The organism is Pseudomonas sp. LBUM1656, assembly GCF_059716065.1.
Genome location: NZ_CP166800.1, coordinates 1,989,300 through 2,014,791 on the forward strand (window position 1 = coordinate 1,989,300; position 25,492 = coordinate 2,014,791).

Here is a 25,492-nt window from a genome sequence, read left to right on the forward strand (position 1 = left end):
AGTAATCCCCATCTTTAGGCCGACGACGAGCTCGATATTTATTGAGCTCTGGATTATCCGATTCATGGAAGGTGGTCGTTTGAGGTCCTAAAAAGAGTGAAAGTGACTGGTTACATTCAATGTTACGCCTTTATTATCGAGCGACTTCGGTACCGGACAATTGGTATTAATTAAATAAATACAAAGGGTTACGGAAATATCTGGGGGGCTGGTTTAATTTTCAAAGAGGATTTTGCTGTAGGCCTTCTAGCTTCCTGAAGTGTTGACACCTCTGGAGTGGATGATGGCACCGCCTTCTGACGCGGGGTGGGATCCAGGTCAATCTGGCTCGGCCGCTGATCCAACCCTGGGTTTCGCTTCCTTATCCAGTTGTGGCTAGGCGGCTAGAGGCGATGTTGATAAAGGTCGCAGACGGGGGGGCGATGACGTACCGAGGAGATTGCGCGCAGTCCGAGCCCGAGTGACGCCACGGCAGTCCTAGGCGAGAGTTGTGCACTGCACAAGATGACTTACTGTTTTCTGCTTGCTGAACAACTTCAGTTATGAATGCGAAACGCTCGAGTTTAAATTAACGGGCTTTTAACAGTCCAAGGCTGTTCGAGCGTCTTATGAGGGGGGGGCAAGCTGCTGCTGTTGCTCATTGATTAGTTTCTTTCGAGCTAAGTTGCTGAAGGAGTCGGGCATTTTCACGATGCAGTTCCATCAACTCTTTTTGCATGAAAGAGAGTTGTTCTGAATTTCGACGTGACTCTTCGGATAGATACGCCACTTGTTGTACGTGCTGCCGCACGAGGGTGCCATGAGTTTCCTGCTGCGCCTGGCGAAACTGTTCAAGGGTTTCAGCGGCATGCCGCAGTTCATTGTTAAGTACCGCGATCTGTATGTTTTGTTCCTGCAACAACCTGGTTAACTCCTCAATACGCTGCTGCGCTTGGGTTAACTCTACGGTTTGTTGGCTCAGCCGTGCCATGTCTTCTTGTCGCTGTTGCTGTGCGTCGTGTAGTCGTGTTTCCACTTTGTCTAGGTTGTGCAGTTGCTCATCCCAGCGTTTCTGCGCCATTTGCAACTCTGATTCCAGTTGGCTTTTTTTCAGGGAAAATTGCGCTTGAGCCCTGATTAATTGCTCCTCGCTTTCGGCTCGCAGTTGTTCAGTCAAACCGGCAACCAACTGCGCCAGCGGCTCGCTGAGGCGCTCCAGCATGGGTTTGGGTTTTTCTTCGAGTTCCTTGAGGTAGTGGGAAATCGTGGTGTTGGATCCGGTGTTGCCCAGTGCGATGCGCACCGCGTCGATGGTCGGGCGCTTGCCTTGGGCCAGCAGCGCCGTTTTCGCTTGTTGCACCAGTTGCTTGGTGATGCCGTCGCGAGCCATGGTGTCTTCCTACTTTTTCACCCTGTATTACGTTGCATGTAATTACAGTGTACAAACCCAGTAATCGAACGCTTGTTTGCGCAGGTTAATAACGCGGGATAATTGAATGTTACCCCGTGTGATGACCGTTCATCGACTTTGGCGGGGCAGTTTCCTGCAAATGAAGCGTTCGTCAGCGACTTTGCCGCAGCGGCGCTAATTTTTTGTCCTGGCCAATGTCCTTATAACTGCCGCCTCTAATAAGGATTTCCTTTCCTACTTCTTGAGTGATCAAAGAGTCGATGTCCCTGAACTACAGCCCTCATAAGTTACGTATAATAATACGATACAGTGCAAAATTAGCGGAGAATAATTACCAGGGCGCTGATGGCTTGGTGCTCTTCAACCTTTTGATAGTCGGGGGATCATGGGGGGGGCACTGCGACGAGTTGACCAATCGCAGATGCGCGTCGTGGCAAGTGCGATCTAGGCCAGTCGGTCGGGGGGGATGTTCAGCATTCCGAGGAGGAGGGCGGCGGTGCCAAGCGTTGGCCAGTGATCAGCGTGCGTGCAAAATTGCTTCGGCAAAGTCATCCAACGAGGCATAGGTGCTGCGGCCCTGTCGGTCGAGCCAATAACCGTGCATACCGAATGCGGTGGGCCCCTCACAGTCACAGCGTTTTGAATCGCCAACCATCCAGGCGTCAGCCGCCGAAACCGCGACCTGTTGCGTCGCATGCCGGTAGATGTCAAAGGAGGGCTTGATAGCGCCCACGGCAAAGCTGTAGCTGTAGCCGTCTAACCCCGGATATAGGCGTTCGACGGCGGCGGCATAGGGTTTCGCCAGATTGGAGCACACCCCCACTTTCACGCCGGCGGCCTGCAGCTGTTGTACCGCGCGCAGACCGTCCGGGTAGGCTTGGATATCGGCCAATTCACTGCACAGGTCTAACTCCCATTGCGCCATCACATCTGGATCCACCTGGATGCCGAACAAGTTGGCGGCTTGACGCAGGTCTAATGGCAACGACAGTAGCGCTTCCGCATCCGTAGGTTGGGGGCGGCGACCTTGTTCAATCCCAAGCTTGAGGATTTTTCGATAAGGGTGGGAGCCTTCGCTGATTTTCACCAAGGTGCCGAAGGCATCAAAAATTGCCGCCAAAACAGACATACAAAAAATCCGCTCATATAGGATGGGTGGGGCGCGACCGTTTGCGATGCCGGAATTTGAGGCGCCCCGCCACCGCGAACGCCTCAGGCCTTTTTAATTAGTACAATCCCGCGGTTGATCCCGGTGTGGGCTAACGCGATGAATGACCTTTTTGCCTGCTAACGGTCCTAAGGGCTCGAGCGATGGCTCGTTTGTCTGCAGATGTGCGATCAGCCAAAGATCGGTGCGGCTAGGCCTTCTGAGCCTGCGTTCTATCGACTCAAACACCCGTAGCAGAGCTCTTGCACGCTGTTTGTTGAGGGGGCCGACTATAGTCCTGCGCATCGCATTTTTCCTAAATAGTGTCCACGCGTTGACTAGCTAAGCGGAAGTCAACAGTCACGCCTTTTCGCTCACGATTTTTGATACACAAGAAAGGCTTGTGGCAGATCGGCCATAAGGTTCTCATCGGAGCGAGAGTATTCGCTGCTTCAACTCATCGGCCGTCACCGAAAAAAACATCTTTAGTGATCAGGCCGAAATCGTCCCCGGCCATAGCCGTATCCGCACGTCCGTCATCGCTGAGCAGACACTGAGTACGTCGCTCCTGTTTCAAATTATCAATTGTTTGAAAGAAGCAGTCTTCACACAAGTGCAGCTCGTAGCGCTCACCGTCATGTTTGGTGCCGTATCCCCAATGCGCTTGCAGCATCGCAAACTGAAGCCCACCGGTTGCCACACGGGTGGAGAGTTGGCAGACGTCACACACCACGTCCATGACGGCTTCGACTTCGACCTTACCGGTAGTTTTCATTTCTACCTCTCACCAAAGTGCTCCTCGTATAACCATAAGCATACAGTCTGTGTTGCCGCTGACCGAAAACTGACCCAGGTGTTTAACTGCTTCTGCTCACTTTTCGAGCAGGAGAACACAGGGTGATCAGCATGGAAATGTTGGGAAAAATCCGGCGGATGTATTTCCGCGACAAGCTCTCGCTGCACCAGATAGCCAAACGCCCCGTTAACCACATCAACTCGACATTGCGCTCGGCCTCACGCTCAAGCCGGCGGCTGGACTGAATCCGATTGAGATAGCCGTAGATATAGATCTTCAGCAACACCGCTGGGTGATAGGCCGAACGACCAGTTGCGGCAGGATCTACGCCCTCAAAACCAAGTTCGCCCAGGTCGAGTTCATCGACGAAAACGTCGACCACACGGACTGGATTTTTTTGGGTCACGTAATCGTCCAGGCACTCCGGTAGCAAGGTGACTTGCGTCCGAGCCTAACCTTCAATAAATCGCTTCATGATCGCCCCCGCTATGATCTCGACGATCAGAAGATTAGACAATTGCGGGTGTTTTCACACAGCCTGGACCCAAAGCGGACGGTGGCGACAGGCAGCTATCGGCTAAATCTTGCTACTGTTGATAATGAACGCGACCAGACTTGCCTTTGCTGGACGGTTTTCCCAGTAATGCCGGCGGTTGCCAAAAGTACGATTCGAACGCAGCATGAGTGTTATTACTTCGGACAACGATGGCTCGGGGCTTATAGATATGCGCGAAGACGAACGCTGGTTTTCGACATGCCAAGACGCTGGGGACGGAAGTGGCGACCTTGTCATCGACTTACCGTCCGAGTTGCTTTCAAAAATGGGCTTAAGCCTCGGGGACGAGTTGAACATCGAAGTGGTGGATGGGGTAATCGTCCTTACACCCATACGTCAAGACCATCCGTAAACTGAAGTTCCTACTTTCTCCCGTAAAATCGCATTTCCAGGTATCAATATTATTTTGTCGCTACCCAACGCCGTAGGCAGAAATCGATTGTGAGCGGCTGCATTTGGTCGAACTCTGCGGCTGCCGACCGGCTATGGGTCGGATGCAGCCCTCCGCGACCAGCAGCAATCGGCCAGAAGCGGACTTACGCGCAAGGCCGTTTCCAACCCGTTGCGGGCACTCACTACCGAGGTAACCGAAGCCGAGTGGCCATATCGGGATATGTAGAAGCAAGAAAGCCCGCACGATGCGGGCTTCTTGGGGGCTTCCGGCCATATGGGACTTGCACTTAGTGGGGCCGAGGGGAGGCGAAAGCAGCCAAGCCGCCAAATAAATGCTTTGTATTTCAGAGCCTTAGTTAGGCTTAGTTGGCAAAGCTGCCACCCCTTAACCATCAATATTGCCGCTCTGACGTGTTAAAAATTAGACGGATTATTCCTAGTTTAGCTGGCTCGCACTAGCTTGAACGAAGGGGAGAAATTGTTCCTGCAAATCTATCAGTCACAGTGAGGTCAGAAATCGGAATTTTTGGCTTCTCGCTGCTGGATGGGGCCCAGTGTCTAAAGACACAAGTCATAGCGTTCTGATATTGTCTGACAAAATAGTTTGCCTGTTTCGGAAGCTGAAAAATGACAAAGGAATGCGTACATGCACCTATCTAAGGTCACGCTTGTTAATTATAGAAATTTTGAGAGCGCTAAATTCGTATTTAATAAGGGTGTCAACACCATAATTGGCGAAAATGGATCAGGGAAAAGCAATCTATTTAGAGCAATTAGATTGCTATTAGATTCGAATATCTATCGTTCGGCCTATACCATTGAAGAGAATGATTTCTTTAGGAAAGAAGGCAGTTGGAAGGGACATTGGATAATTATCAGTCTTGAGTTTGATAATATTGGGCACGTTTTACCGGTAAGGATTTATTTTTAGGAAACGCGCGCGACGGTGGTCGTGCACTCATCGGCTATCCATTGGAGTAAAGCACTACTTGACCGGGACTTCACCATGAATTCGAAGCGTAAATGAGCCACCCACGTCGCTGAAGCTGCGAGCTTTGAGCAAGTTGCCCGGTGCGTGGCTCTAAGAATTCCAGAAAGGAGTTTTCGGCTGATCAATACACCACAGGTGAGTGAATCGCCTCTAAACTTATAGCTCCTCAACGACAGCTCTTGCCATTCATGGGCAGGCCTCACAGGCAACTAATGGCCGATTGCTGCCCGTCGCCACCCTCAGTTATGTGGCTTGGGGCTGGCGACCAGTTAAACATTGAGAGTTGGATGAAGTGATGGTGTTAAATCCAGTCCAGGGTACGACTACCGCCCCCTAATGTTTGAGGCTTCAATCGACATAAACCTGTTGGGTAACCAATGGTAACCGAATGCGGTTTAATGCCAGGCGGGCGAGCTAAGTGAGAGTACCCACTTACATCGACTTGACCGAGACCACTTCCACAAACCTAAATTTTTTTCTGGCCGTCTTAGTAGCTTCTTGTTCTGCAACTAGGGAGCTCAGCGTATCGGCCTCATGTACCATCTCGTGCATCTCGCCTTCAAATTCATTTCCCACACGGAGCGTGACTCTCAACCTAGGTGTGAAACCCTTTGAGACTGTCTTTTTCTTCGCTGCCTTCACTGGTTGCACGATCACAACATCCGGGACTGTGTCTTGCACGTCTGAGTTATTTACCGGCGCAGAGGGCCCGGAATCACCGAATAGCGCCCGGCGCATCTCATCTTCCATCTCTGTATTCATGCCATTTCTCAGAAGGGTGTTATCTATAACCTGAACGATTCTATCAGGATGGCCGGACTCTGTTGTAAAGCGTCGCTGGGGTGAGACCTCAAGTGGTGAAGGGTCAGCAGATACCGGCGAGCGTCAGCGTCTGTCCATCTGCCGCCTATTATGGCGGGCAGATGTCGGCTAAAAGCGGTCGATGGACAGGCTAGTGGCCGAACTGACCAAGGAAATAAACGTTTTTACACAGCCAACCATTCAGCCCGGAGACACCGAGACCGCAATACTGATACGTTGGATCTATTGCTTTCCTTCCTGACTAACTATGCTGTACCGCGGTCAATTTTTCGCTCCTACCAAGGATGGGCATTTGTTCACCTGTTTAACGGGTCGATGCTCTTTATTAATAAAGGATTCATCATGGATAAATCACGCTATTGGCTTTCTGGTGTCGTACTGAGCGCAATGTTGCTCGGCGGTTGCGCTTCCAAAGTCACTAAAGTAGACCAGTACTCAGGTTACCTGGATCGTTATGACGTTTTGCAGCCATCGGTTTCTGCCACGGGCGCACCAACACTTCGATGGGTTTCCCCGACTTTTAATCCGGCAGCATTTGATACGGTCGACTTCGACGGGTTGGAATTGTTTCCAGCGCCCAGGGCAACCGATCGCGTCAATATGCAGACATTCGTGCAACTTCAGCAGACTGCCAACCAGGCTGTCGTCACAGCACTGTCCAAGCGATACCGGGTATCCAATACCTTGCAGCCCTTGCCTCCCAATGCGCATCCTCTGGTCATGAAAGCTGCGATTACCGGAGTCAATGCCTCCAACGAAGGCATGAAGTGGTATGAAATCATTCCTGTAGCGGCAGTTGTGGGAGGCGTCGGTGCCGTCACCGGACATCGCGATCAAAACACCGAGTTGTATGTAGAGGCCGTCTTGCTCGACCCCGCCACCAATGAGCCGGTAGCAAGAGCCGTGCGCAAGGTATTTGGGAAAAAACTGGAAAACGCTTCAACGCAGATCAGGACTGAGGACTTCACCCAGGCCATCAATGGATTGGGCGCTGATCTGAGTGCGTTCATTCGTTAGTCGTCAGTAAAGTCTGCGACTCGCGCCGCTGATCGAGTAAATGAACCATCAGGCAGGCATACAGCGTCACGAGGATGAACAAGCCCATGCGGATGGCGAACGCGGTGTACACGTCCTTGCCTGCTGCGCTGTCCTGTACCGACTGACCCAATAGGATGATCAGCGTGATCAGGGTATTGAGCCAAAATCCCGGGGTAAACCGCGTCGGGCTCAGGGCATACAGCTTGCGCGCCATCACCAGGCCGAACAGCAGCATCCACAGAAAGAACATCCACAGATGCACAAACAGGCTGAGGGCGCTCCAGAAGAGGATCGCCAACAGACCTGCGAGTAACGTCGAGCCGAGCAGTTCGCGACCGGCGATGCGGGCGTTTGTCGTGGAGCTTTGCTGACCCAGGCCGACGGCTTTCAGGATGATCGGCAGATAACCGGCCGGGTCGATCAGCGCCAACAGGAAGGTCGGCAGCACGATCAGGGTTGCACGCAGCGCAACCCGACTGACTTCTTCTGCCGGCAGGGGTGGGGCAGCCGGCGGCGAAGGGGCATTGGGTGGATCCGGGAATAACCCATGACTGAACGCCACGACGACAACGGCAAGCAGCAAGCCCTTGACCAGTGCGCCGATGACCATTGCCGCCAGATCGAATTCGGCGATACCGGCCGAGGAGATCATGGTCAGGCCAATCACCAGGAAGGTCATGATCAAGGTGTTGCCGCCGCGCAGGCCAAAGCGGAACGCCAGGAACAGACCGACGCTGATCAATAGCACGCCGCTGACGGGGTAATAACGCAGGACCGGGATCAATAGCAGGCCGATGCCGGTGGTCAACATGGCGGCGAGTGCGAGCACCAGTGCGGCCTTGAACGGCAGCGGGCGATTGACCGAGGCCAGCAACAGCAGGCAAAGCACCGGCGCCATAAAAGGAATCGGCAAGCCGAAGCCAAAACTGGCGGTGAGGCTCAACGCCGTGCCGGTGGCCAGGCGCAGTGCGCGTTGAGCCCGCGGCGTGCGCCGAGTCGACAGCCCCTTAATAGGCATAGCTCAGCCAGCTCATGAACCCCACAAACACGTGGCCGAGTGGGTTCAGCGGATTGCCCTCGGTGGGGAAGGCCATCACTTCGGCCTGCCCACCGGCACGGATCCCCCGACTGTCACGCAACGTGTTCAATGAGTCTGGCGAAAACTCGATAATCACCGGAAAACGCTGGGCCGGACGCAACCAATCGCGGCTGTTCTGCACGCTGGGCAAGGTGCCGGGCGCGGGTGCCTGCCCCCCGCTGACGCCGTAACCGACGCTGCGCACGCGCCCCTTGAAAACCTCGCCCGGCAGAGCATCCAGAACGATCGAAACCGGCGTGTCGAGCCTCACCAAACCGAGGTTGTTCTCGGTCATGTCCGCGCTGACCCACACATCATGAATGGCAATCAGGGTCATGACCGGGCTGCCGGCCGCGGCGAATTGCCCTGCGTCGGTACGCAGATCCGTAATCAGCCCGGCCGAGCGAGCGCGAATCTGAGTATTGGACAGATCCAGTTCGGCTTTGGACAAGGCCGTGGCGGCACTGCGCAGCAAGGCGTTGTCTTCCTCGCTGCCACCTTCCTGCTCACGCGCGCGCTGCACTTCGGCGCGGGCAGCCGCCACTTGGCTGACCGCCTGTTCGCGGTTGGCGCGAGACACCTCGAGCAGGCGCACGGAAATGGTGCCGGGGTCTTCGCGATACAAACCCTCAAGACGCTGATTGTCCTGGCGCGTCTTGAGTTCATTGGCCTGGGCCGCCCGCAGATTGGCCTGCGCCGACGCGATCCCGGCGGTGCTCGCACCGATCTGTCGGCGGGTTGATTCAAGGTCGGCGCGCGCTCGGTCGACGGCAATCTGGTACGGCTGAGGGTCCACCTCGAAAAGGATTTCGCCGGCCTTGACGTCCTGGTTGTTGCGCACGTTCACCCGGATCACGCGGCCTGCCACTTCCGAGGCGACCGGAATCACAAAAGCACCTACCCGGGCCTGTTGCGTATAGGGGGTGAAACGATCCGCCAACAGGTACCAGGCCAGGCTCAGGAGGATCACTAACAGCACCCACTTGATGCCTTTTTTCGCCGGGTCGGCAGCCGGCGCTGGTGCCTGGGCGACTGGGGGCTCGGACGCGGGCTTGGCGGTTTCACTCATTGGTCTTTTACCTTGTAAGACATTGGAATGGCAGGCTGTGCAGTGCTGGGCTCTTCCAGCAGATCGCCCCAGTCAGTACGTTTTTCCATTTGCTGGCGGGTGGTCGGATCAACTTTCGGCTGGGCGCTGTACCAGCCACCGCCCACGGCTTTGTACAAGGCAATGACATTACTGACGGCATTGCTGCGGGCGACCAGATAATTGTCCTGTTGTTCGAGCAGGGCACGCTGCGCATCCAGCACCCGCTGGAAGTCCGAATAACCTTCGCGATACTGCGCGCTGGCCAGCACCAGCGAGCGTTTGGCGGCCACTTCGGCCTCACGCAGGATGCCTTCGCGCTCCAGGGATTTGATCAAGCCATAGGCCGCATCGTCCGCCTCGCGCGCCGCCTGGCGAACCTTGTCGCGGTAAGCCTCGATCAGCTGCTGCAACCGCGCATCCTGCACGCGCACGTTGTTGCTGATCTGGCCGTGATCGAACAGATTCCAGCGCAGACTGGGGCCACCGATCAAATCCAGACTCCGAGGCGTGCCACTGAGCGTGTCGGTGGACCAGACGATGCTGCCCAGCAAGGTCAGCGATGGATAGAAATCGCTCTCGGCCACGCCGATCAGCGCTGACTGGGCGGCGACATTCAGCTCGGCGGCGCGCACGTCGGGCCGACGCAGCAGCAGGTTGGCCGGTACATCTTGCAAAACGGCACGGTCGACCAGCGGGATCAGTCCCACGTTCTCGACCAGTTGCGGCAGTGCGCCGGGCGGCTGACCAACCAATACCGCCAACGCATTGCGAGTGCGCTGGAGCTGATCTTCAAAATTGGGGATGGTGCTCAACGTACCCAGGTACTGGGTTCTGGCTTGTTGCAGGTCGAGCTCGGCAGTTTGGCCACTGTTGAAGAGCTTTTCGGTGATCTCGAAATTGCGCTTTTGCTGTTTGGCGTTTTCCCGGGCGACGCGTAAACGGGCTTCGGTGGTGCGCAGTGAGAAATAGGTATCGGCCACTTGCGCGCGCAGCAGGACGAGTACGTCTTCATAGTTGGCCTGAGCGGCGAAGTAACTGGCGTCGGACGACTCGATGGCGCGACTGAAGCGGCCCCAGAAGTCCAGTTCCCAACCCACGTCGAACCCCGCGCTGTGTTGCCAGAAGTGGCTGTCTTGCGGGTTGGTCCCGCCGGATTGCCTGCGGTTAAAGTAAAGGCTGTCGACACTGGCTTGCTGCAGTTGCGGGTAAAGACCACTTTGAGCAATGCCGAGTTGGGCACGGGCTTCCATGACGCGCAGGCCAGCGATTTTGAGGCTGGAGTTGCGGGCATCCGACTCGGCTATCAAATGATTGAGGACCGGATCGGCGAAGACTTGCCACCACTGACGCAGATCCGGGTTCAGGCTGCGTTGGCTGGATTGCTCAAGGGCGGGTGAGCTCCAGTGTTCGACCCATGCTTCTCCAGGTGCCTGGAAATCCGGTCCAAGCTGTACGCAGCCGCTGAGGCCTAGAGCCCCCATCAAGAGAAATTGGCTTGGGCGTATCAACATGGCTGCACGTGAAAGCATTGGTTTTTCCATAAAAAGTTCAGTGGTGCATAGCCGCCCGTTTGGGGCGTGTAGTAATGTCCATCACCACGTGGAGTTATCAATCTGCGCTACTAAAAAAACGTAATCAGGCACTCTTTTTAGAGTGCCCGCTGCTACTCTTCGGCACTGTAAAATCCGCTAAAAATGATAAATAAGGTAAAACATTAATGAATTCCACACCGATCACGGCGACTCCTCACTCTGCCGGCTGGCGTTTCAAATTGGGTGTTGCGATTATTTGTTTAATGGCAGGTTCCTGGTTGATGGTGCCCATTCTTGCAGCGAGCGGGGTACCAGGATCCAAGATCGCAGCATTCACGGGCATCTTGTTTATCAGTAACAAAATCCTGCTGATACTAGTCATCGCCATCCTGGGCAAGTCAGGTTTCCAACAACTGAAACGCAGTGCGTTCGGTTACGTCTCCAACCTTGCACCAAAAGCCGATTTTGACGTAGGTCCTGTTCGTCACCGAGTGGGTATCGTCATGTTCTGTTTGCCGTTGATTTCCGCATTTCTTGAACCCTACATCGATACCATTTGGCCTGGTCTTAGACCCAACCTTTGGCAACTTCAAGCGCTTGGCGATGCCATGTTGATTGGCAGTTTCTTCGTACTAGGGGGTAATTTCTGGGAAAAAATGCGCGCGTTATTTATTCGAACCGCCCGGGTTAGCAATACAGAAGCGATTTGACTTGGCAATAGGAATTTCTGTACTGGTCAGCTTGACACTTACCAAGCCAGGCAACTCGTAAAAGTTGCCTGGATTTCGCGAGAAGCGGAATCAGTCCACAAAAAAACGTGCTGACTCAAGGAAAATTCGCCTCCCTCTTTTTACTGGATCAATTTCCTTTGAGCTTTACATAAGTCTGGTTCAAATCGCTCGCCCAGCCATCAAGCACCTTTTTCATATCCGTCGCTTTCATGACTTGACTGGAATTTTCCAGTGGCGCCCCCGTGCCCTTACGCACCACCTGCGCAACGATCTGATTCGACGCCCCGTCAAGGAATACAGCCTCAGTCGCAATATTGGTTTCTTGATCGCGGATGCCAGAGGCTGTGCTGACGGCAGCTGCTACCAAGGTAATCGGAAGCACTTCGTAAAATTGTAATCCTTGCGTTTTGCTACTAAGTGCAGTAATGGCAGGTCGAACTATAAGCGTTTTCGGACCCGGCGATGTCGTCACAGGTAACGACTTCCCTAGTTCACGCTTGAGTGCCTGATCATAATAAGAAGTGATGCCCTGCAAAGTGCTTTGCGGTATCTTTTCGGTCGCTTTCGGCTTAGGGTAAAGTTGGCTTGGCTCAACATAAAAGCTGGTGAAACGATTCAGGTCGAGCTTGGGATCAATCCAACGCATAACCGGCACACCGGATGCAGATTGAGCTTCGGTTAGTCGACTGTAGTCCTTCAGAAAACCGGAATACTCATCAGGCTCACTCAACTTGCTCGCGCACCCCGTCATCGTTAGGGAAACAACACAGAGCGAACTCAACAAAAACGCGAATCTCATTCTTTGAATCTCCTTGACTGTCGCGAGGCAATGGCCGCTCAGTCAACCTGAAAAATGAAAAGCAAGCAGGTATTTCTCACTCCCGATTTTTAATGATCAGGCACTAGAGCGCCAAGGTGTATACTAAAATTTCTGGTACCTGTGTTGAATCGGCTCACAGGTTTAGTCATTTTCTTCGATAAAATTTGCTCATTTCCTCAACATCTCTATATTGGCTCACCTTCGGTATTCTTCGACTTCTTGACGAGTAAGATCCATGGCAAATCGTGACCAATTGGTCATCTGTGAGCACTGCGACTGCGTGTATGAAAAAGTTACGCTCGTCAACTATCAGACCTCTTATTGTTCACGTTGCGATGGCGTCCTTCAGCGCTTTAACGGTCTGTCGGTGGAACAGCGCCTGGCGTTAACTTTTACCGCGGCAGTGCTGTGGATTTTCGCCAACTTCTATCCGGTCATGAGCATCAGTCTGCAAGGTTTGAATAGTAGTGCCACGTTATGGGATTCGGTGCTGGCACTCAGCGTGGGCCCCATCACCTTCATCGCGCTGGTGGCCGCGATTGCCATGATCATCGCGCCCATTTTTCAGCTGATGTTATTAGTGTGGGTCTTGAGTTTCGCCCTCATGAAGCGACGTTCGCCAGCCTTCAAATGGTGCATGCGCTGGCTGGAGAGCCTCAGGCCCTGGAGCATGCTGGAAGTCTGTCTGCTGGGGTCCATGGTGGCGGTGTTCAAACTCGCCGGTTTACTCGATGTACTGCCCGGCATCGGCCTGTTTGCCCTGGCTGTGCTCAGCTTGATGATGATCCGCATCGCCGGGCGCGATATCCGCGAGCTGTGGGACATTTCATGAAGACAGCACCGATCGCCAGCGAACTCGACCTGTGCCTGTGCCATAGCTGCGGCATGGCCTGCGACATAACGGACAACGCTCACGAATGCGAACGCTGTGACGCGCCATTGCACCAGCGCAAAGCCAACTCGCTGACACGGACCTGGGCCTACCTTTTGGCCTCACTGGTGTTTTATATCCCGGCCAATCTGTTGCCGGTGATGAATACCACCATGCTCGGCTCCGGGTCCGACAGCACCATCATGAGCGGTGTGCTGGAGTTCTGGCAGCACGGCGCCTGGGACATCGCCCTCATTATCTTCATCGCCAGCATCGCAGTGCCAGGCATCAAGTTCGTCGCCCTGACGATGCTGCTGGTGACCGTGCAACGCGGCAGCCAATGGGCGCGCAAGGAACGTTCGAAGCTTTACCGGTTCGTCGAGCTGATCGGTTACTGGTCGATGCTCGACGTGATTGTTGTCGCGCTGGTCGCAGCGCTAGTGAAATTCCAGGCCCTGGGCGATATCGAACCGCGCGCAGGCATTCTGTTTTTTGGTCTGGTGGTGATATTTACCATGCTGTCTGCCATGAGTTTCGACCCGCGTCTGATCTGGGATAACCCACAAAAAAAGGAGCAAACGAATGACGCTGCAAGTCACTGACAGGCCGCAAGTCCCCGGGCAAGCCCCAATCAAGACCCGCCGTTTCAGCGTTTCGCTGGTGTGGATCGTGCCAATTATCGCGGTGTTGGTGGGGATTTCCCTGGTGGTGCACAGCCTCATGCAGGAAGGGCCGAGCATTACCATTACGTTCAAGACCGGCAGTGGTCTGACCGCCAGCAAGACCGAAGTCAAATACCGCAATGTGGTCATCGGCCATGTCTCGGAAGTAAAGCTGAGCGACGATCAAAAAAGCGTTAACGCCACGATCAAACTCGACAAACAGGCTGAAAGCTTCACCCGTGAAGATTCACAATTCTGGGTCGTGCGGCCACGCATTGGTGCCGGCGGCGTCTCGGGCATCGATACCCTGCTGTCCGGGGATTACATTGGCGCCGACATCGGTCAGGCTGATGCCCGCTCCAAGCACTTCACAGGCCTGGAAAACCCGCCGCCCATTACCTATGGCGAGCCGGGCAAGCGCTTCACCCTGCGCACCCAAGACTTGGGCTCGCTGGACATCGGTTCTCCGGTTTACTACCGCAAGATTCCAGTCGGCCAAGTGGTGGCCTATGCCTTGGATGCCGAGGGCAAAGGGGTGAACATCGAAATTTTCGTGCATTCGCCCAACGACGCCTACGTCACTGAAAACACCCGGTTCTGGAACGCCAGTGGTATCGATGTAAGTGTCGGTGCCAATGGTTTTGCGGTGAAGACCGAATCCCTGTCTTCGTTGCTGGTGGGTGGCATCGCATTTCGCGCGCCGGAATACAGTCCCAATGATCTGTTGGCCAGCGAAGATAAAGCCTTCGACCTGTTCGAAGATCAGCAAACCGCGCTCGCCCCGCCCAACGGTAAGGGGCAGTACTTGAGCCTGCGTTTCGATCAGGCCTTGCGCGGGCTCAAGATCGATGCACCGGTGGAATTCCTCGGCGTGGAAATTGGCAAAGTCGTGTCGGTCAATCTGGATTTCGACGCGAAAAAACGCAGCTTTCCGGTCAATGTCGGCATCGTGATCTACCCACAACGCCTCGGCCAGGCCCACAGCAAAATGCTTAAGGTGTTGAAGCATGATCCCAATGACGAAACCGCTGGCATAAGGCTGATGGGCACCTTCATCGAAAACGGCCTGCGAGCCCAGGCCCGTAGCGGCAATCTGTTGACCGGTCAGCTTTACATCGCGCTCGACTTCTACCCCAAAGCAGAGAAAGTCGCTTTTGATCCAACTGCCCGTCCCGTCACTATTCCGACCATTCCTGGCAGCCTCGAGCAGTTGCAGGAAAAACTGGAGGGCATGGTCAACAAGATCAACCAGCTGCCAATCGAACGCATTGCCGGCAACCTCGACAGCAACCTCGTCGAACTGCGCAAAGGCCTGACACAATTCAATGCCAAGACCCTGCCCGGCGTGCAGACCACCCTGACGGACGTCAGCAAGACTTTGCAATCGGCCAGTTCGACCCTCGCTGAAGACTCGCCGCAACGGGAACAGTTGACCCAGACCCTGGATGAACTCGGGCGCATGTCGCGCTCCTTGCGTGAACTCTCAGATTACCTGGGCCGGCATCCGGAGTCGCTGCTTCGTGGTCGTCCCGACACTGCCGCGCCAATAGATTTGATGGCGCCACCGCGCAACTGACCACAGGAGCACCACCCCATGGCTTTTCCGCTGAAGACCACCTTGGTTGCCGCGCTGTTACTACTCGCCGCTTGCCGCAGTGATCCGATTCAATTTCACACCCTGATGCCGGCCCAACCGAGCGGCAATTCAAGGTCCAGCGCTGCGGATATTCACATCGAGGGCCTCAGCGTACCGCCTCAGGTCGATCGTCCGCAGATTGTCATCCGCCAGGGCAACAGCGGCCTGGCCATTCTGGAAACCCAATGGTGGGCCGCGAGCCTGGTGGATGAGTTGCGCAGTGCGCTGGTCGATCAAATGACCAACAACACGCCCCAGCGCAAACTGTCGGTGCGCCTGGACGTGCAGCGTTTTGACTCGATTCCCGACCAGTACACCTTGCTCGACGTGAAATGGCGACTGCGCACAACAGGCGAAGCCGTTAACTCGTTGGTGACTTGCCGAACGACCCTTCGCTCGCCATCCGGCCCCACTATCGATGACTTGGTGATAGCTCATCAAGACAATGTAAAACGCCTGGCCGCCATAATCAGTGAGGCTTCCGGTAGGACTTTTGGTGACTGCCCCGTCGTGCAGTAAAAAATGTTTTAAGGTCAGCTAATAACCGACGAATGATTCAAACGGGCGGTCAGATTCAAGTGTTATCGCCCCGTCCGTTGCTGTGTTCAATGGCTATATAGGGCAGCAATCACGACTGGTAGCGGTGGATATGCAAAGTAACGTCACTACACGAAAGACTTTCTAACCTGTTAGCAACCGGTGAGCAGCACTTCTTCATGACCGAAAATCAAGCGAGTCTCCGAGGTCTTTCCTAGACACCCGATGACTGCTTTTGGCCGATTTCTGCCTATCACTAAGGGCTGCATTCCACCCTTAGCAGCGGTAATTCAGGGAAATACAGCTATTGAAAAACCGTTTAACTCAACATTCTGAGGGAATGTGGAGTTTGCGAGCATGTTGGGAATGCCTGCATGATCGGTGCCTACATAATCACTGAACCGCCAGCAGTAAGAAAAGGAAATCGTATGCTTCAGATTGCCACCGGAAAGCTGTTTAGCCGCCCAGTTGGTTGGGAGAACCTGCTGCGCGGAACCCTGTACACCAATGCCACCCTTGGCAGAAAAGACGTAGTAGAAACGGGTGCGGGTAAATTACTGCCCTCGACTAGCTATTCGCATCCGCGTGTACTGGTCTATGAACTGCTGGAGCAAATGGAGGCCGAAGAGAGCGCACCAGGCGTACTCGTATCCTCAGGTGTCGAACCGTATTTAAATGATTTTGCCGTTGTGGCCTCATTTGCTTTGAATTGCGTATGCACACCGGACATTGATCTGGCACGACGCCTGACGAGTGGCGAAAAAGGGTTATCTACACGTGCGGCTCCGAGAGAATTTGTCCGTCGTTTCTTCGATGCCGACCTCTGGTGCAAGCCTGAAGAAGTGGCATTCCTGCAGGAGTTCACTACTCAACTGATTGGATTGCCTCGCAATACATTTCTTTGCGTCATGCGGGCGATCCGGACTTACATCAACGGTATGCACCGTATTGCCGATGACTTGGAGCTGGCGTACACCCTTTTAGTCGCGTCAGTTGAATCGCTAGCCCAGGACTTCGATGGACATGAAAGTGACTGGGAGTCCTATGACGAGCGTAAGCGGCTTGCAGTTGATGAGGCGTTGTCCGGTGCAGAGGAAAAGCTCGCGAAGCGGGTCAGAGAAGCGCTGCTGAAGGTGGAGCATACGGCTCTAGCGCGCCGGTTTCGCGAGTTCGCTATATCGCACACGCCGTCCAGTTACTTTCGTGAATCTTCACTCGAAATGAATCTGTCTCTCGCGCGCTCAGACCTCACTGAGGTCTTGGCAATGGCCTATCAATCACGATCCAAGTATGTGCACCAACTCAAGCGGCTTCCGGACGTTGTAGTCCTTGGTCATGGCTATAGTGAGACCGCATTGCACGAACGGGTAACGTTTTTGACCCTTCAAGGACTATCTCGTTTGATGCGCAATGTGATCATTGAATTCGTCAAAAGCCAACCTTCGTTGGAGCGCGAGAAACATGACTATGTCTTGGAGCGAACTGGAGTAATCCAGTTGCAGATGGCGCCACAGTACTGGATTGCGAACGCTGAAGGAGATGTGATCAGCGCCGGTCGACGGAAACTTGAAGGGTTTCTAGAGCAATTTGTGCCGTGTGCATTGAGAGAAGAAGGGGCATCTCTAACTGATCTGCGGCCAGTTCTGATCCCTGTGGCAGAACTCCTGCCAAGCGCCAAGAAGAATCTCCGGTTGCCGTACCTTGCTCTATATGCACTTTTCAATGGAGTTGTGCCAGAGGGAAGTCGGGCGCCAGTATCTGAAACGATTGACAGGCTTATTCAACAAGAGCTCTCACAGCCTTCGGCGGAAGCGCTTATCGTAAACACCATCTTCGCCAAGGTGGCCAATTGGCCTTTAGAGATTCATCTGCAGGTGCTGGAAAGCTATTTCAAGCGACGTGGAAAGCCTAGTGGGCTGCGTTTTCCAAGGTTGTTTGAGGCTGCAGTGTCACTAGATCTGGCGGAGCGCTTCCGTCTGGTAGGAAACATGGATCAATGTCGAAAGATGGTCGCGCTCGCAGTGGAAAGTCATCCAGGGAATCAACCACTGGTACAGTTAGAAGCAGCAATTGCTCCCGACACGCCAATCCATGGCGCGGATGTTTTATTACCTAGCTCGACTTCTGGCGATGGTGCGGACTAAACCCAAGAAGAGAACTACCAGACGCACAGTTCACAAACTGAATCGCTCCGGCTTTGCACGCGATGTTTGAGCCGGATCGCTGCGTTATAGCGCAGGTTCTGGCGTCTAATTTCATCGACACTGAGTCAGAAGGTGCAGTCTTCGCTTGTCCATTGCAGCCAGATGAGAGACAGCTATTGGCGGATTACTGCCTGCTGCGACGGGCAGCAATTGGCCGATTCTGCCCGTCACGAAGGGCAGAAATCGACCCATGGTAACTATCCACGGGGTAGACAAAATGCCGGTAGCTTAGTAGCTTCACAGACACTGCAATTGACTCTCGATGGTGTCAGGACCAACCATCATTCAGCAAAGCTTTAATTTAAGCAACTCTTCATAAGTCACATCACGCCTGTATGGCGGAAAGTGTACAAGGCGACAAGAAATTCATAAGCTTAATATCCATACGAGACGCGAAATATCATGATTCTTAACGGTTACTAATCTACGGGACAATGTGCGTGCAATTTGATCATGCGGTAGATCTAGCCAGGTTCGTTGAGGAACTTAAGAGCGAAACCGATCGCGGGCTTCCATTGGTCGGTGCAGCTCTTATTGACGAAAAACTTTTCGAGGCCCTCGATGCATTTTTTATTGAGGGGAAATCATCAAAAAAATTATTGTCTGAAGGTAACGCTCCACTAGGTACATTCTCCTCAAAAATAGACGCTTGCTATGCTTTGGGTCTCATTGACGAATTTGAGTACCAAGAGATTGGAGTGATTAGAAAAATTAGAAATGAGTTCGCACACGCCAAGCATGGCTTGTCTTTTGAAACAAAGAAAATTAAAGACTACTGCACAAGCTTGCAAGCTGAGATTCCACAAGACCTAGATATTCCAACTGATGGTCCTCGATTCAAATTTATGAATTCTGTTGTATGCATTGTACTTCGCTTGTATTACAGGGCTACGTGTGTTCAAAAAGAGCGTAGATCGCCAAAAGCATGGAGGGTCACAGATGCACATCTGATTGACGCTTTTGCGAAGATGGATATCGACCACGCGACCTACACTTTTGATGATTGAATACTCTGTGAGAAAAAGCAGTTAACATTGATTGGCCACACGCTGCGCCCACTTGAGCGGGCTAAAAACTTTCTGCTTAGGAAATATACGAGAGTAGAGTCCTGAGTGTCGCAGCCAGCAGGAAAATGTGTGGGGCGGAAACTGCCACCCTCCATTGGCTAGTTACAACAGTAGGTGATAGCGGCCGGTCGCAACCGGCTGCTATCGACCCATCGCGGTCACTCCTCGCAGAGCTGCCGCCTGTGCAGATTATGAGCGCCCCATAGGAATGCGAACCGTAAAAGTGGTACCCCTATCAGCTCCTGAGTCGACTTCTATATCTCCCTGATGGGCACTTACGATTGCGGATGCGATGTAAAGTCCTAGCCCGAGCCCCGCTTCAGCGCCGTACTCGACGTCGCCGCTGTTTAGATGACGAGTCATCGGATTAAAAAGGCTCGCTCTTGCGCTGTCTTGGATTGGAAGTCCGGCATTGTGGACCGACAGTTGGGCATACTCATTGCTGGCTTTTAGAGTGACGGTAACAGGGGTGCCGGTCTCTCCGTGCTGGATCGCGTTTTCAATGAGATTAGCGATTACCTGCTCCATCCTGGGTTTATCAAACCGCCATGGCACGGTGTATTTCGACTGAAAGTCTATCTGTCGATCCGGGTGGTAGGCGCTTGCTTCGTCCACCATCCCCTTACACGTCAGTGCTAGATCATCTGGTTCGATGCGCACTGGAATTCCCGATCCCAACTGAGTGCGTGTGAAATCCAAAAGGTCACCTACGATCTTTATGGAGCGCTTCACACTCGTGAAAATACGCGACACGTTCTTGGTTGATTTGGGCGGTAGATTCCCAGCGCCTAAAAGGACTTCAGAACTGAGTAATATGGCACCGAGCGGACTTCTCAAATCGTGGCCGAGAACGCCAAGAAATACGTTGCGCGCTGTATTGACGGCATTGGTGTATGTCACCACCGACTCAGCGAGCGCTTGATCAACTGCTTCATTGAACCGAATGACATCATGAATTTCTTCAGCCTCGGACACATGATCAGGCGGCAACCACAACGCAAGCACGCTGGTACGCAATGCTCTGTATTCGGCAATCATTTGCCCGATGGTGAAGCCCGAAGAATGACGAAGGTCCGCGTGCGTTTCTGATGAGCTGACCCCAAAAGTGGGAGGGGCACCTCCGTGAGATTTCGCGATCCTTGCTTCATGGCTCTGCGGAGTTTGAAGGTCGGCAGCGATGATCCGCAACATTTGTTCCGCATGATCTCGCAGGGCGGGCGAATCCATCCCGTCAGCGGCGGGAGTTAACGTTCTGGCGAAGTCCTCCCACTGCTGAAGGATGGGTTCCATATTTGCAAGGATGAAGTCGGCAAGGCGCATGGTGTGCTCACAGTAATCAGAGTCTTTTTCTTTAACGGAACTCGTTAGGCAATGAGCATAGGAAACTCTCAGTGAGCCGTTTAAATCTTTTCATCATTCACTACAACTTTTTCGGAAAGTCAAAATCATTCATCCTTCGGAACGCGGAAATGAACAATTCAGACGCATGGCATTGGGCGAGCTGTGATGCGGGTGTGGCTCCGCTCCCACAGCCAGGCAAGCCACCACTCACGAAGTTTTCCAGGCCTTTGGCACAGAGACACGCCATTACCGATATGGAGTGGCGAGAGTCTATCTCAGTAGGCTGGACGGAGGTGGTGTAATGATGATCGACGGCGATATTGCAGAGTCGGTTGCGCTATCCAGCGTTTGCTCGCATGAGCCTCTCTTAATGACTGCTTTTGGCCGGGAGTGGTGCTGGGGACAGTTCAATCCGCACCTGGTGAACCTCAATACGAGGTCAGCTACTGCGCAGAGTCGCCGGGTATGGTGAGTAGCGACCAAGGCATCGGCTTGGAGGTCACTCATGGCCTGGAACTGATGGAGGCATCTGATGTAATTGTCATTCCAGCGTGGGGCGATCAATCGGTCGCTGCATCTGCACAGCTTGTGAAAGCCTTACAGCTCGCTAATGTCCAAGGAAAGCTCATAGTCGGGTTATGTTTGGGAGCATTCGTGCTCGGAGATGCCGGGCTGCTTGATGGCAAAGAAGCAACCACTCACTGGGCAGTCAGAGACGAGTTTGCGCGTCGCTTCCCTGAAGTTCGTTTCAGGCCCGAGGTGCTCTATGTCATTGATGGCAATATCATGACCTCTGCGGGAACCGTGGCGGCAATCGATTGTTGCCTGCATCTGATACGCCAGCGGCTCGGTGCTGATGTGGCGAATCGCACCGCGAAGATGCTGGTGACGCCGCCGCATAGGCAAGGAGGCCAGGCTCAATACGTAGAACATCCTGTGCCGCAACTATCTAGTGAGACTCATTTGTCTGAAGTACTGGCGTGGGCCCGAATGAACCTAGCCAGTGATCTATCGCTCGACGTCCTGGCAGACATGGCGAAAATGAGTAGGCGCACGTTTACTCGTCGCTTTAGGGAGGCCACTGGCAGTACCGTCTCTAAATGGTTGAATGCTGAGAGAGTCGCCAGAGCACAACAGCTGCTCGAAACGACCGACCTACCTATCGAGTGTGTCGCCGGTGAGGCGGGTTTCGGAACGCCTTTGTCGTTGAGACAACAGTTCGGCGTTCACCTCGGCACATCGCCTTCTGAGTATCGGCGAATGTTTTTCCGTGAAATGAGGCCAGGCCCGAAGGCGGGCGGCAGTGAGCACATTGCCGAGCCATCCACCCCTTCCCAGCTAAAGTTTTAATTATGCCTCTTAGCTCAGGCAGCAAGATTCCTAACGACAGCGAGCAGCGCCTGAAGCGGATGTAACCAGCGCGCGACTTCAGGTTGCCTGAACCATATCAGCCAGGCAGCCAGCCATAAGAATCGAACAGCGGCAGTTATGACGAAGGCAACACGCCATTCGTAACTGTTGACGACAATGCTCGGGCCCAACGCAGCAATCCCCGGGCCTATCAGGCTACCGGCATGGAACAGTGAGGTCGCCATTCCGCGCTCGCCGGCAGGCACCCATTCGCGCAGAGCGCGTCCCCCGGCGGGGTACGAAGTCGACCCTCCGACACCCATCAGCAAACGAGTGATCAGCATGGAGAAGAAACCCCCTGATGCTGCAGAGAGGAGGGGGGCGACAGACCAGACGCCGATGCCCCAGGCGTTGACCAGCCGAGTATCGTATCGATCCTCCAGCATTCCCATGGGTATGAGTGCGAAGAGGTAAAGCCATAAAAAGGAGGACAGCAGAAGGCCCAGCACGAAGGGGCTAATGTCGAATTCTAGAGTGTGGTGAGAGGCAATCGCCAAGGCTAACCGACAGACCCGGCTCAGGCTCGTAGCCGTAGTTAGCGCCCAAAATGAGGACAAAGACGTCGCACTGATCAACCTCTGTCAGGCAGGCATGCACGGAAGAATAGGTGCGGGCTCCAAAATGCTCGCTCATGACCGGCTTCATATCCAGAGCTTCTACGGCGTCCTTGGCAGCCGCTCTGAATTGCTCAAATCCCCTTACCACCGAGCTTATGAATACCTTCATCTGTTCCCCTCAAAATGCTGGCGCCTGTGGATTTGACTGATGCCTGGTGGGATTGTTTCCAGCAACCATCACCTACAGCGTTGGGTGCTCAGCGCCTTTGACCAGATGTCATGATCGCACCGCGAGCAGCGTGCTTCGTGTTCTTCAAGAATAGATTGTGCAAAGCCACAACTCACGCAGCAATAAAGTCCCGAAGCGGGCACTTTTATAAACTCCGCACGATGTTCTAAAGGTAGGACTGACAAGCCAGGGCGCAGGTCTTCTTGATCGTAAAAATAAAGACTGATGTCGCCATCTGTTTCCATAAGCGCCAATCTTACTTGGCCTAAGTGCTCAACGCCCCGTTGTCGAAGCTCCATCAATATTTCGCTCGATGAAATATTCAGCTTCTCTAAGGATTTAAGTTCATATAAGCCATTGCGAATGACGGTTACAGGTAGACCATCAATCCATGCTTCAAATTTCTTGCTTTTGGTCATGACCCAAACCGTCATGCGATAGAGCAGCAACAGCGTGAGGAAAACGACTGCAACGGGCAACAGTGGTACATCATGGTAGAAGGACACGTCTCCGGCAGCGGAGCCCAACGTCAAAATCACGACCAACTCAAAAAGTGAGAGCTGTCTTATCCCGCGTCGGCCACTTGATTTTAAGAACAAGAAAACGGCAAGAAAGGCAAAAGCTGCCCGAAACCCTACCTCTAGCAAAAATGTTAGTGGAAACTCATCTATCAACATCCGTTGAATATCAAAGGGAGACATCATCACCTCTTTTTTGGTTTTTTAGATAATCATTGAATTGTGTGAGTCCTGCCCATCTAAAGCGTTACATCCTCTGAGTAGCTCCACGGGGGCGATGAAAACGGGCTAGTCGTGGAATGAATCTCCAATACATGAACCTTAGCCTCGATTCGCCAAAGAATGGTGAGCCAGTTTGCACCATCCGTTACTCACCGGAAGGCTTACTCGCGCAAGCGCGGAATCTGCCCTGTTGGTGCTTGTCGGTTCCCTGGCACGGATTTTACAATCCGGTAGGTGGGTAAGGGCGTGACCTGCGGGCAGCGGGATCATTGCCACCACCCCACTGATTGAAGCGGTTTGTGTGCGTGCCTGACATGGCTTATACAAACGTGAGACCATACATCGTTCTGCTGCCATCCAGACCATCAATCGAGTGCGACCTTGGTGCAACGGTTTGAAAGCGGGCATTCCATCGGATAACCCACTTAAAGCATTGACCTTGAGCCGTTCGGGAGTAAAAATGACTGCGAACACCACGCCTCATTCCGTTAGCTCCAGTGAAACAGCTCCAGATGAATCCCTTCGAATGAACGTCGTTCGTAGGTACGCCATCCTTGATTCCCCTCCGGACGGCGCATTTGATCGTGTGACCGCAATAGCAGCGCGCCTTCTCGGTACTCCGATTGCAATCGTGAGCATCGTCGATACAGATCGAATCTGGTTCAAATCCCATCATGGGCTCGACGCAAATCAAATTTCCCGCAATCCAGGACTCTGTGCCTCCGCGATCTTACAGAATGGGCCTTGGTTAGTAACAGACGCTAGGCATGATCCTCGAACGCTTTCTAATCCCCTTGTCGCAGGCGAATTTGGTCTTCAATTTTATTTGGGTGTGCCGCTGCATACTCACGACGGCTTCAATCTCGGTACGTTATGTGTGCTGGACACGCAGCCGCGCACGGTTACCCAAGATCAGATAGACACGTTGGCGGATCTTGCTAGCGTTGTAATGGATCAGCTTGAACTGCGCCTTTCCGCCATGCGATCCATAGCTGAGAAGGAAGCAGCGCTGAATCATTCCCACTTGATGGCCGAGGAAATTGACCATCGAGTCATGAATAGCCTCCATTTGATTGTGTCAATGCTGAGCATTCAGAGTGTTCAGCTGGGCAACTCTGAAGCGGCTAAGGAGATTTCAAGAGCGGCTGCCAAAATATTTGCAGTAGCAAATGTGCATCAGCATATTAACGTCGGTAAGGCTGCCACGACGCTCGATAGTGCTGACTATCTGGTTCAACTGTGTTCTGGCTTATCAGCAATGTTAGGTTGTAGGGATCAGGTAGCTATCTCGGTCGAAGCCGTTCCACTCGCCTTGGCGAGCGAACAACTCAGTCGACTCGGCCTTATCGTAAATGAATTGGTGACAAATGCTTTAAAATATGGGGCCACCAAGGTCGATGTACAATTGGCACCATATGAACATCAGTATTGCCTGACCGTAACTGACAATGGCAAGGGACTTCCAGCCGACTTTGGTGTGGATAAAATGTCAGGGTTGGGAATGAAAGTAATTACTTCGCTTGTTAAAAATCTGGGTGGCTCGCTAAGTCACCAGCCCAACGCAAACATCGGCGGCACCGCGTTTCAGATAATTTTTTCTCCGATGTTGAGTTTGCGTCCTCAAATTTGAAACGAAGCTTCTCGCTTTACTTACCAAGTACGGCAACAGCTTGAAGGACATCTTCAACCTGCCTGATCTACAGCCTGGTCGTCGCGCTCCGGCTGCCTGCCGCAATCGGGCACCCGCAAGCCTCGCGAGGTAGGTTTACAAGAATCCGGAATCGGATGAGGTCGTGGAACCAAGGGCGACTATCACAAAATTTGAAATAGCGGAAAGCGACATACGGCTCAGAC

General features: G+C 53.4%; 23 protein-coding genes and 3 pseudogenes. 13 read left to right on the forward strand and 13 right to left on the reverse strand.

Annotated features, from left to right (window positions below; genetic code table 11):
- Nucleotides 1-637: 637 nt before the first annotated feature.
- The 4 genes and pseudogenes from ACA072_RS08940 to ACA072_RS08955 form a co-directional block, all read right to left on the reverse strand.
- On the reverse strand, nucleotides 638-1,369 hold the full coding sequence (locus ACA072_RS08940) for a DNA-binding protein (protein ID WP_497624015.1): 732 nt from the start codon (nucleotides 1,367-1,369) through the stop codon (nucleotides 638-640).
- Nucleotides 1,370-1,907: 538 nt separating this feature from the next.
- A complete protein-coding gene (locus tag ACA072_RS08945) occupies nucleotides 1,908-2,519 on the reverse strand; it encodes an HAD family hydrolase (RefSeq protein WP_201255868.1) in 612 nt (203 codons plus the stop codon).
- 475 nt (nucleotides 2,520-2,994) lie between these two features.
- A complete protein-coding gene (locus ACA072_RS08950) occupies nucleotides 2,995-3,312 on the reverse strand; it encodes a hypothetical protein (protein ID WP_497624016.1) in 318 nt (105 codons plus the stop codon).
- A 196-nt stretch (nucleotides 3,313-3,508) separates the two neighbouring features.
- Nucleotides 3,509-3,766 (reverse strand): annotated as a pseudogene (locus ACA072_RS08955) (transposase); the annotation flags it as partial.
- 247 nt (nucleotides 3,767-4,013) lie between these two features.
- Between ACA072_RS08955 and ACA072_RS08960 the strand changes: the two are divergent.
- Nucleotides 4,014-4,241, forward strand: a complete 228-nt coding sequence (locus ACA072_RS08960) for an AbrB/MazE/SpoVT family DNA-binding domain-containing protein (protein ID WP_497624017.1) — start codon at nucleotides 4,014-4,016, stop codon at nucleotides 4,239-4,241.
- Between the two features lie 687 nt (nucleotides 4,242-4,928).
- Entirely contained in the window at nucleotides 4,929-5,213 is a 285-nt protein-coding gene (locus ACA072_RS08965; RefSeq protein ID WP_497624018.1) for an ATP-dependent nuclease, read from the forward strand.
- Nucleotides 5,214-5,705: 492 nt separating this feature from the next.
- On the opposite strand, the gene ACA072_RS08970 is transcribed toward ACA072_RS08965, so the two are convergent.
- Nucleotides 5,706-6,035 (reverse strand): hypothetical protein, encoded by a 330-nt coding sequence (locus ACA072_RS08970; RefSeq protein WP_497624019.1) that lies wholly within the window; start codon nucleotides 6,033-6,035, stop codon nucleotides 5,706-5,708.
- A 402-nt stretch (nucleotides 6,036-6,437) separates the two neighbouring features.
- On the opposite strand from ACA072_RS08970, the gene ACA072_RS08975 reads away from it, so the two are divergent.
- Complete coding sequence (locus ACA072_RS08975; protein WP_497624020.1) at nucleotides 6,438-7,112, forward strand: DUF3313 domain-containing protein; 675 nt, start codon at nucleotides 6,438-6,440, stop codon at nucleotides 7,110-7,112.
- Here the strand turns inward: ACA072_RS08975 and ACA072_RS08980 are convergent.
- Genes ACA072_RS08980 through ACA072_RS08990 form a run of 3 tightly spaced genes read right to left on the reverse strand, consistent with a single transcriptional unit; the run spans nucleotide 7,102 to nucleotide 10,812 of the window.
- Complete coding sequence (locus ACA072_RS08980; RefSeq protein ID WP_497624021.1) at nucleotides 7,102-8,151, reverse strand: DUF2955 domain-containing protein; 1,050 nt, start codon at nucleotides 8,149-8,151, stop codon at nucleotides 7,102-7,104. The genes ACA072_RS08975 and ACA072_RS08980 overlap by 11 nt on opposite strands.
- The gene (locus ACA072_RS08985) at nucleotides 8,141-9,280 is read right to left on the reverse strand and encodes an HlyD family secretion protein (protein WP_497624022.1); all 1,140 of its coding nucleotides are present in this window, start codon (nucleotides 9,278-9,280) and stop codon (nucleotides 8,141-8,143) included. The genes ACA072_RS08980 and ACA072_RS08985 overlap by 11 nt, the downstream gene beginning before the upstream one ends.
- Nucleotides 9,277-10,812: an efflux transporter outer membrane subunit gene (locus ACA072_RS08990; RefSeq protein ID WP_497624960.1), complete on the reverse strand. Its 1,536-nt coding sequence runs from the start codon at nucleotides 10,810-10,812 to the stop codon at nucleotides 9,277-9,279. The genes ACA072_RS08985 and ACA072_RS08990 overlap by 4 nt, the downstream gene beginning before the upstream one ends.
- Before the next feature lie 206 nt (nucleotides 10,813-11,018).
- Between ACA072_RS08990 and ACA072_RS08995 the strand changes: the two genes are divergently transcribed.
- On the forward strand, nucleotides 11,019-11,543 hold the full coding sequence (locus tag ACA072_RS08995) for a transporter suffix domain-containing protein (RefSeq protein WP_497624023.1): 525 nt from the start codon (nucleotides 11,019-11,021) through the stop codon (nucleotides 11,541-11,543).
- 148 nt (nucleotides 11,544-11,691) lie between these two features.
- Here the strand turns inward: ACA072_RS08995 and ACA072_RS09000 are convergent, their stop codons facing one another.
- Nucleotides 11,692-12,363: a DUF3313 domain-containing protein gene (locus ACA072_RS09000; RefSeq protein ID WP_497624024.1), complete on the reverse strand. Its 672-nt coding sequence runs from the start codon at nucleotides 12,361-12,363 to the stop codon at nucleotides 11,692-11,694.
- A 256-nt stretch (nucleotides 12,364-12,619) separates the two neighbouring features.
- On the opposite strand from ACA072_RS09000, the gene ACA072_RS09005 reads away from it, so the two are divergent.
- The 6 genes from ACA072_RS09005 (at nucleotide 12,620) to ACA072_RS09030 (ending at nucleotide 19,301) form a co-directional block, all read left to right on the forward strand.
- Nucleotides 12,620-13,216 carry a paraquat-inducible protein A gene (locus tag ACA072_RS09005; protein WP_497624025.1) on the forward strand — a complete coding sequence of 199 codons (597 nt, stop codon included), beginning with the start codon at nucleotides 12,620-12,622 and terminating at the stop codon, nucleotides 13,214-13,216.
- Entirely contained in the window at nucleotides 13,213-13,857 is a 645-nt protein-coding gene (locus tag ACA072_RS09010; RefSeq protein WP_497624026.1) for a paraquat-inducible protein A, read from the forward strand. The genes ACA072_RS09005 and ACA072_RS09010 overlap by 4 nt, the downstream gene beginning before the upstream one ends.
- On the forward strand, nucleotides 13,838-15,493 hold the full coding sequence (locus ACA072_RS09015) for a PqiB family protein (RefSeq protein WP_497624027.1): 1,656 nt from the start codon (nucleotides 13,838-13,840) through the stop codon (nucleotides 15,491-15,493). The genes ACA072_RS09010 and ACA072_RS09015 overlap by 20 nt, the downstream gene beginning before the upstream one ends.
- A gap of 18 nt (nucleotides 15,494-15,511) precedes the next feature.
- On the forward strand, nucleotides 15,512-16,072 hold the full coding sequence (locus ACA072_RS09020) for a PqiC family protein (RefSeq protein WP_497624028.1): 561 nt from the start codon (nucleotides 15,512-15,514) through the stop codon (nucleotides 16,070-16,072).
- Nucleotides 16,073-16,518: 446 nt separating this feature from the next.
- Nucleotides 16,519-18,234, forward strand: a complete 1,716-nt coding sequence (locus ACA072_RS09025) for a hypothetical protein (protein ID WP_497624029.1) — start codon at nucleotides 16,519-16,521, stop codon at nucleotides 18,232-18,234.
- A 500-nt stretch (nucleotides 18,235-18,734) separates the two neighbouring features.
- The gene (locus ACA072_RS09030; protein WP_497624030.1) at nucleotides 18,735-19,301 is read left to right on the forward strand and encodes an MltR family transcriptional regulator; all 567 of its coding nucleotides are present in this window, start codon (nucleotides 18,735-18,737) and stop codon (nucleotides 19,299-19,301) included.
- 249 nt (nucleotides 19,302-19,550) lie between these two features.
- Here the strand turns inward: ACA072_RS09030 and ACA072_RS09035 are convergent, their stop codons facing one another.
- Entirely contained in the window at nucleotides 19,551-20,681 is a 1,131-nt protein-coding gene (locus tag ACA072_RS09035; RefSeq protein WP_497624031.1) for an ATP-binding protein, read from the reverse strand.
- A 71-nt stretch (nucleotides 20,682-20,752) separates the two neighbouring features.
- On the opposite strand from ACA072_RS09035, the gene ACA072_RS09040 reads away from it, so the two are divergent.
- Nucleotides 20,753-21,004, forward strand: a complete 252-nt coding sequence (locus ACA072_RS09040) for a DUF6555 family protein (RefSeq protein ID WP_497624032.1) — start codon at nucleotides 20,753-20,755, stop codon at nucleotides 21,002-21,004.
- An 82-nt stretch (nucleotides 21,005-21,086) separates the two neighbouring features.
- A pseudogene (locus ACA072_RS09045) lies at nucleotides 21,087-22,052 on the forward strand (GlxA family transcriptional regulator); the annotation flags it as partial.
- 14 nt (nucleotides 22,053-22,066) lie between these two features.
- Here the strand turns inward: ACA072_RS09045 and ACA072_RS09050 are convergent.
- The 3 genes and pseudogenes from ACA072_RS09050 to ACA072_RS09060 all read right to left on the reverse strand — a co-directional run bounded on the left by ACA072_RS09050 (nucleotide 22,067) and on the right by ACA072_RS09060 (nucleotide 23,599).
- Complete coding sequence (locus ACA072_RS09050) at nucleotides 22,067-22,609, reverse strand: MFS transporter (protein WP_497624033.1); 543 nt, start codon at nucleotides 22,607-22,609, stop codon at nucleotides 22,067-22,069.
- Nucleotide 22,610: 1 nt separating this feature from the next.
- A pseudogene (locus ACA072_RS09055) lies at nucleotides 22,611-22,838 on the reverse strand (DUF4062 domain-containing protein); the annotation flags it as partial.
- 68 nt (nucleotides 22,839-22,906) lie between these two features.
- Nucleotides 22,907-23,599, reverse strand: coding sequence for a DUF421 domain-containing protein (locus tag ACA072_RS09060; protein ID WP_497266493.1), 693 nt, complete (start codon nucleotides 23,597-23,599; stop codon nucleotides 22,907-22,909).
- 499 nt (nucleotides 23,600-24,098) lie between these two features.
- On the opposite strand from ACA072_RS09060, the gene ACA072_RS09065 reads away from it, so the two are divergent.
- Nucleotides 24,099-25,268 (forward strand): sensor histidine kinase, encoded by a 1,170-nt coding sequence (locus ACA072_RS09065; protein WP_497624034.1) that lies wholly within the window; start codon nucleotides 24,099-24,101, stop codon nucleotides 25,266-25,268.
- Nucleotides 25,269-25,492 lie beyond the last annotated feature (224 nt).

Excerpts from the sequence above, each read along its gene's own strand:
- ACA072_RS09065 (WP_497624034.1), top strand. The coding sequence starts at position 24,099 with ATGACTGCGAACACCACGCCTCATTCCGTTAGCTCCAGTGAAACAGCT.
- ACA072_RS08975 (WP_497624020.1), top strand. The coding sequence starts at position 6,438 with ATGGATAAATCACGCTATTGGCTTTCTGGTGTCGTACTGAGCGCAATG.
- ACA072_RS09005 (WP_497624025.1), top strand. The coding sequence starts at position 12,620 with ATGGCAAATCGTGACCAATTGGTCATCTGTGAGCACTGCGACTGCGTG.
- ACA072_RS08990 (WP_497624960.1), bottom strand. The coding sequence starts at position 10,812 with ATGTTGATACGCCCAAGCCAATTTCTCTTGATGGGGGCTCTAGGCCTC.
- ACA072_RS09060 (WP_497266493.1), bottom strand. The coding sequence starts at position 23,599 with ATGTCTCCCTTTGATATTCAACGGATGTTGATAGATGAGTTTCCACTA.
- ACA072_RS09020 (WP_497624028.1), top strand. The coding sequence starts at position 15,512 with ATGGCTTTTCCGCTGAAGACCACCTTGGTTGCCGCGCTGTTACTACTC.
- ACA072_RS08970 (WP_497624019.1), bottom strand. The coding sequence starts at position 6,035 with ATGAATACAGAGATGGAAGATGAGATGCGCCGGGCGCTATTCGGTGAT.
- ACA072_RS08980 (WP_497624021.1), bottom strand. The coding sequence starts at position 8,151 with ATGCCTATTAAGGGGCTGTCGACTCGGCGCACGCCGCGGGCTCAACGC.
- ACA072_RS09015 (WP_497624027.1), top strand. The coding sequence starts at position 13,838 with ATGACGCTGCAAGTCACTGACAGGCCGCAAGTCCCCGGGCAAGCCCCA.
- ACA072_RS09035 (WP_497624031.1), bottom strand. The coding sequence starts at position 20,681 with ATGCGCCTTGCCGACTTCATCCTTGCAAATATGGAACCCATCCTTCAG.
- ACA072_RS09010 (WP_497624026.1), top strand. The coding sequence starts at position 13,213 with ATGAAGACAGCACCGATCGCCAGCGAACTCGACCTGTGCCTGTGCCAT.
- ACA072_RS08945 (WP_201255868.1), bottom strand. The coding sequence starts at position 2,519 with ATGTCTGTTTTGGCGGCAATTTTTGATGCCTTCGGCACCTTGGTGAAA.
- ACA072_RS08985 (WP_497624022.1), bottom strand. The coding sequence starts at position 9,280 with ATGAGTGAAACCGCCAAGCCCGCGTCCGAGCCCCCAGTCGCCCAGGCA.
- ACA072_RS08940 (WP_497624015.1), bottom strand. The coding sequence starts at position 1,369 with ATGGCTCGCGACGGCATCACCAAGCAACTGGTGCAACAAGCGAAAACG.
- ACA072_RS08965 (WP_497624018.1), top strand. The coding sequence starts at position 4,929 with ATGCACCTATCTAAGGTCACGCTTGTTAATTATAGAAATTTTGAGAGC.
- ACA072_RS09000 (WP_497624024.1), bottom strand. The coding sequence starts at position 12,363 with ATGAGATTCGCGTTTTTGTTGAGTTCGCTCTGTGTTGTTTCCCTAACG.
- ACA072_RS09025 (WP_497624029.1), top strand. The coding sequence starts at position 16,519 with ATGCTTCAGATTGCCACCGGAAAGCTGTTTAGCCGCCCAGTTGGTTGG.
- ACA072_RS08950 (WP_497624016.1), bottom strand. The coding sequence starts at position 3,312 with ATGAAAACTACCGGTAAGGTCGAAGTCGAAGCCGTCATGGACGTGGTG.
- ACA072_RS08960 (WP_497624017.1), top strand. The coding sequence starts at position 4,014 with ATGAGTGTTATTACTTCGGACAACGATGGCTCGGGGCTTATAGATATG.
- ACA072_RS08995 (WP_497624023.1), top strand. The coding sequence starts at position 11,019 with ATGAATTCCACACCGATCACGGCGACTCCTCACTCTGCCGGCTGGCGT.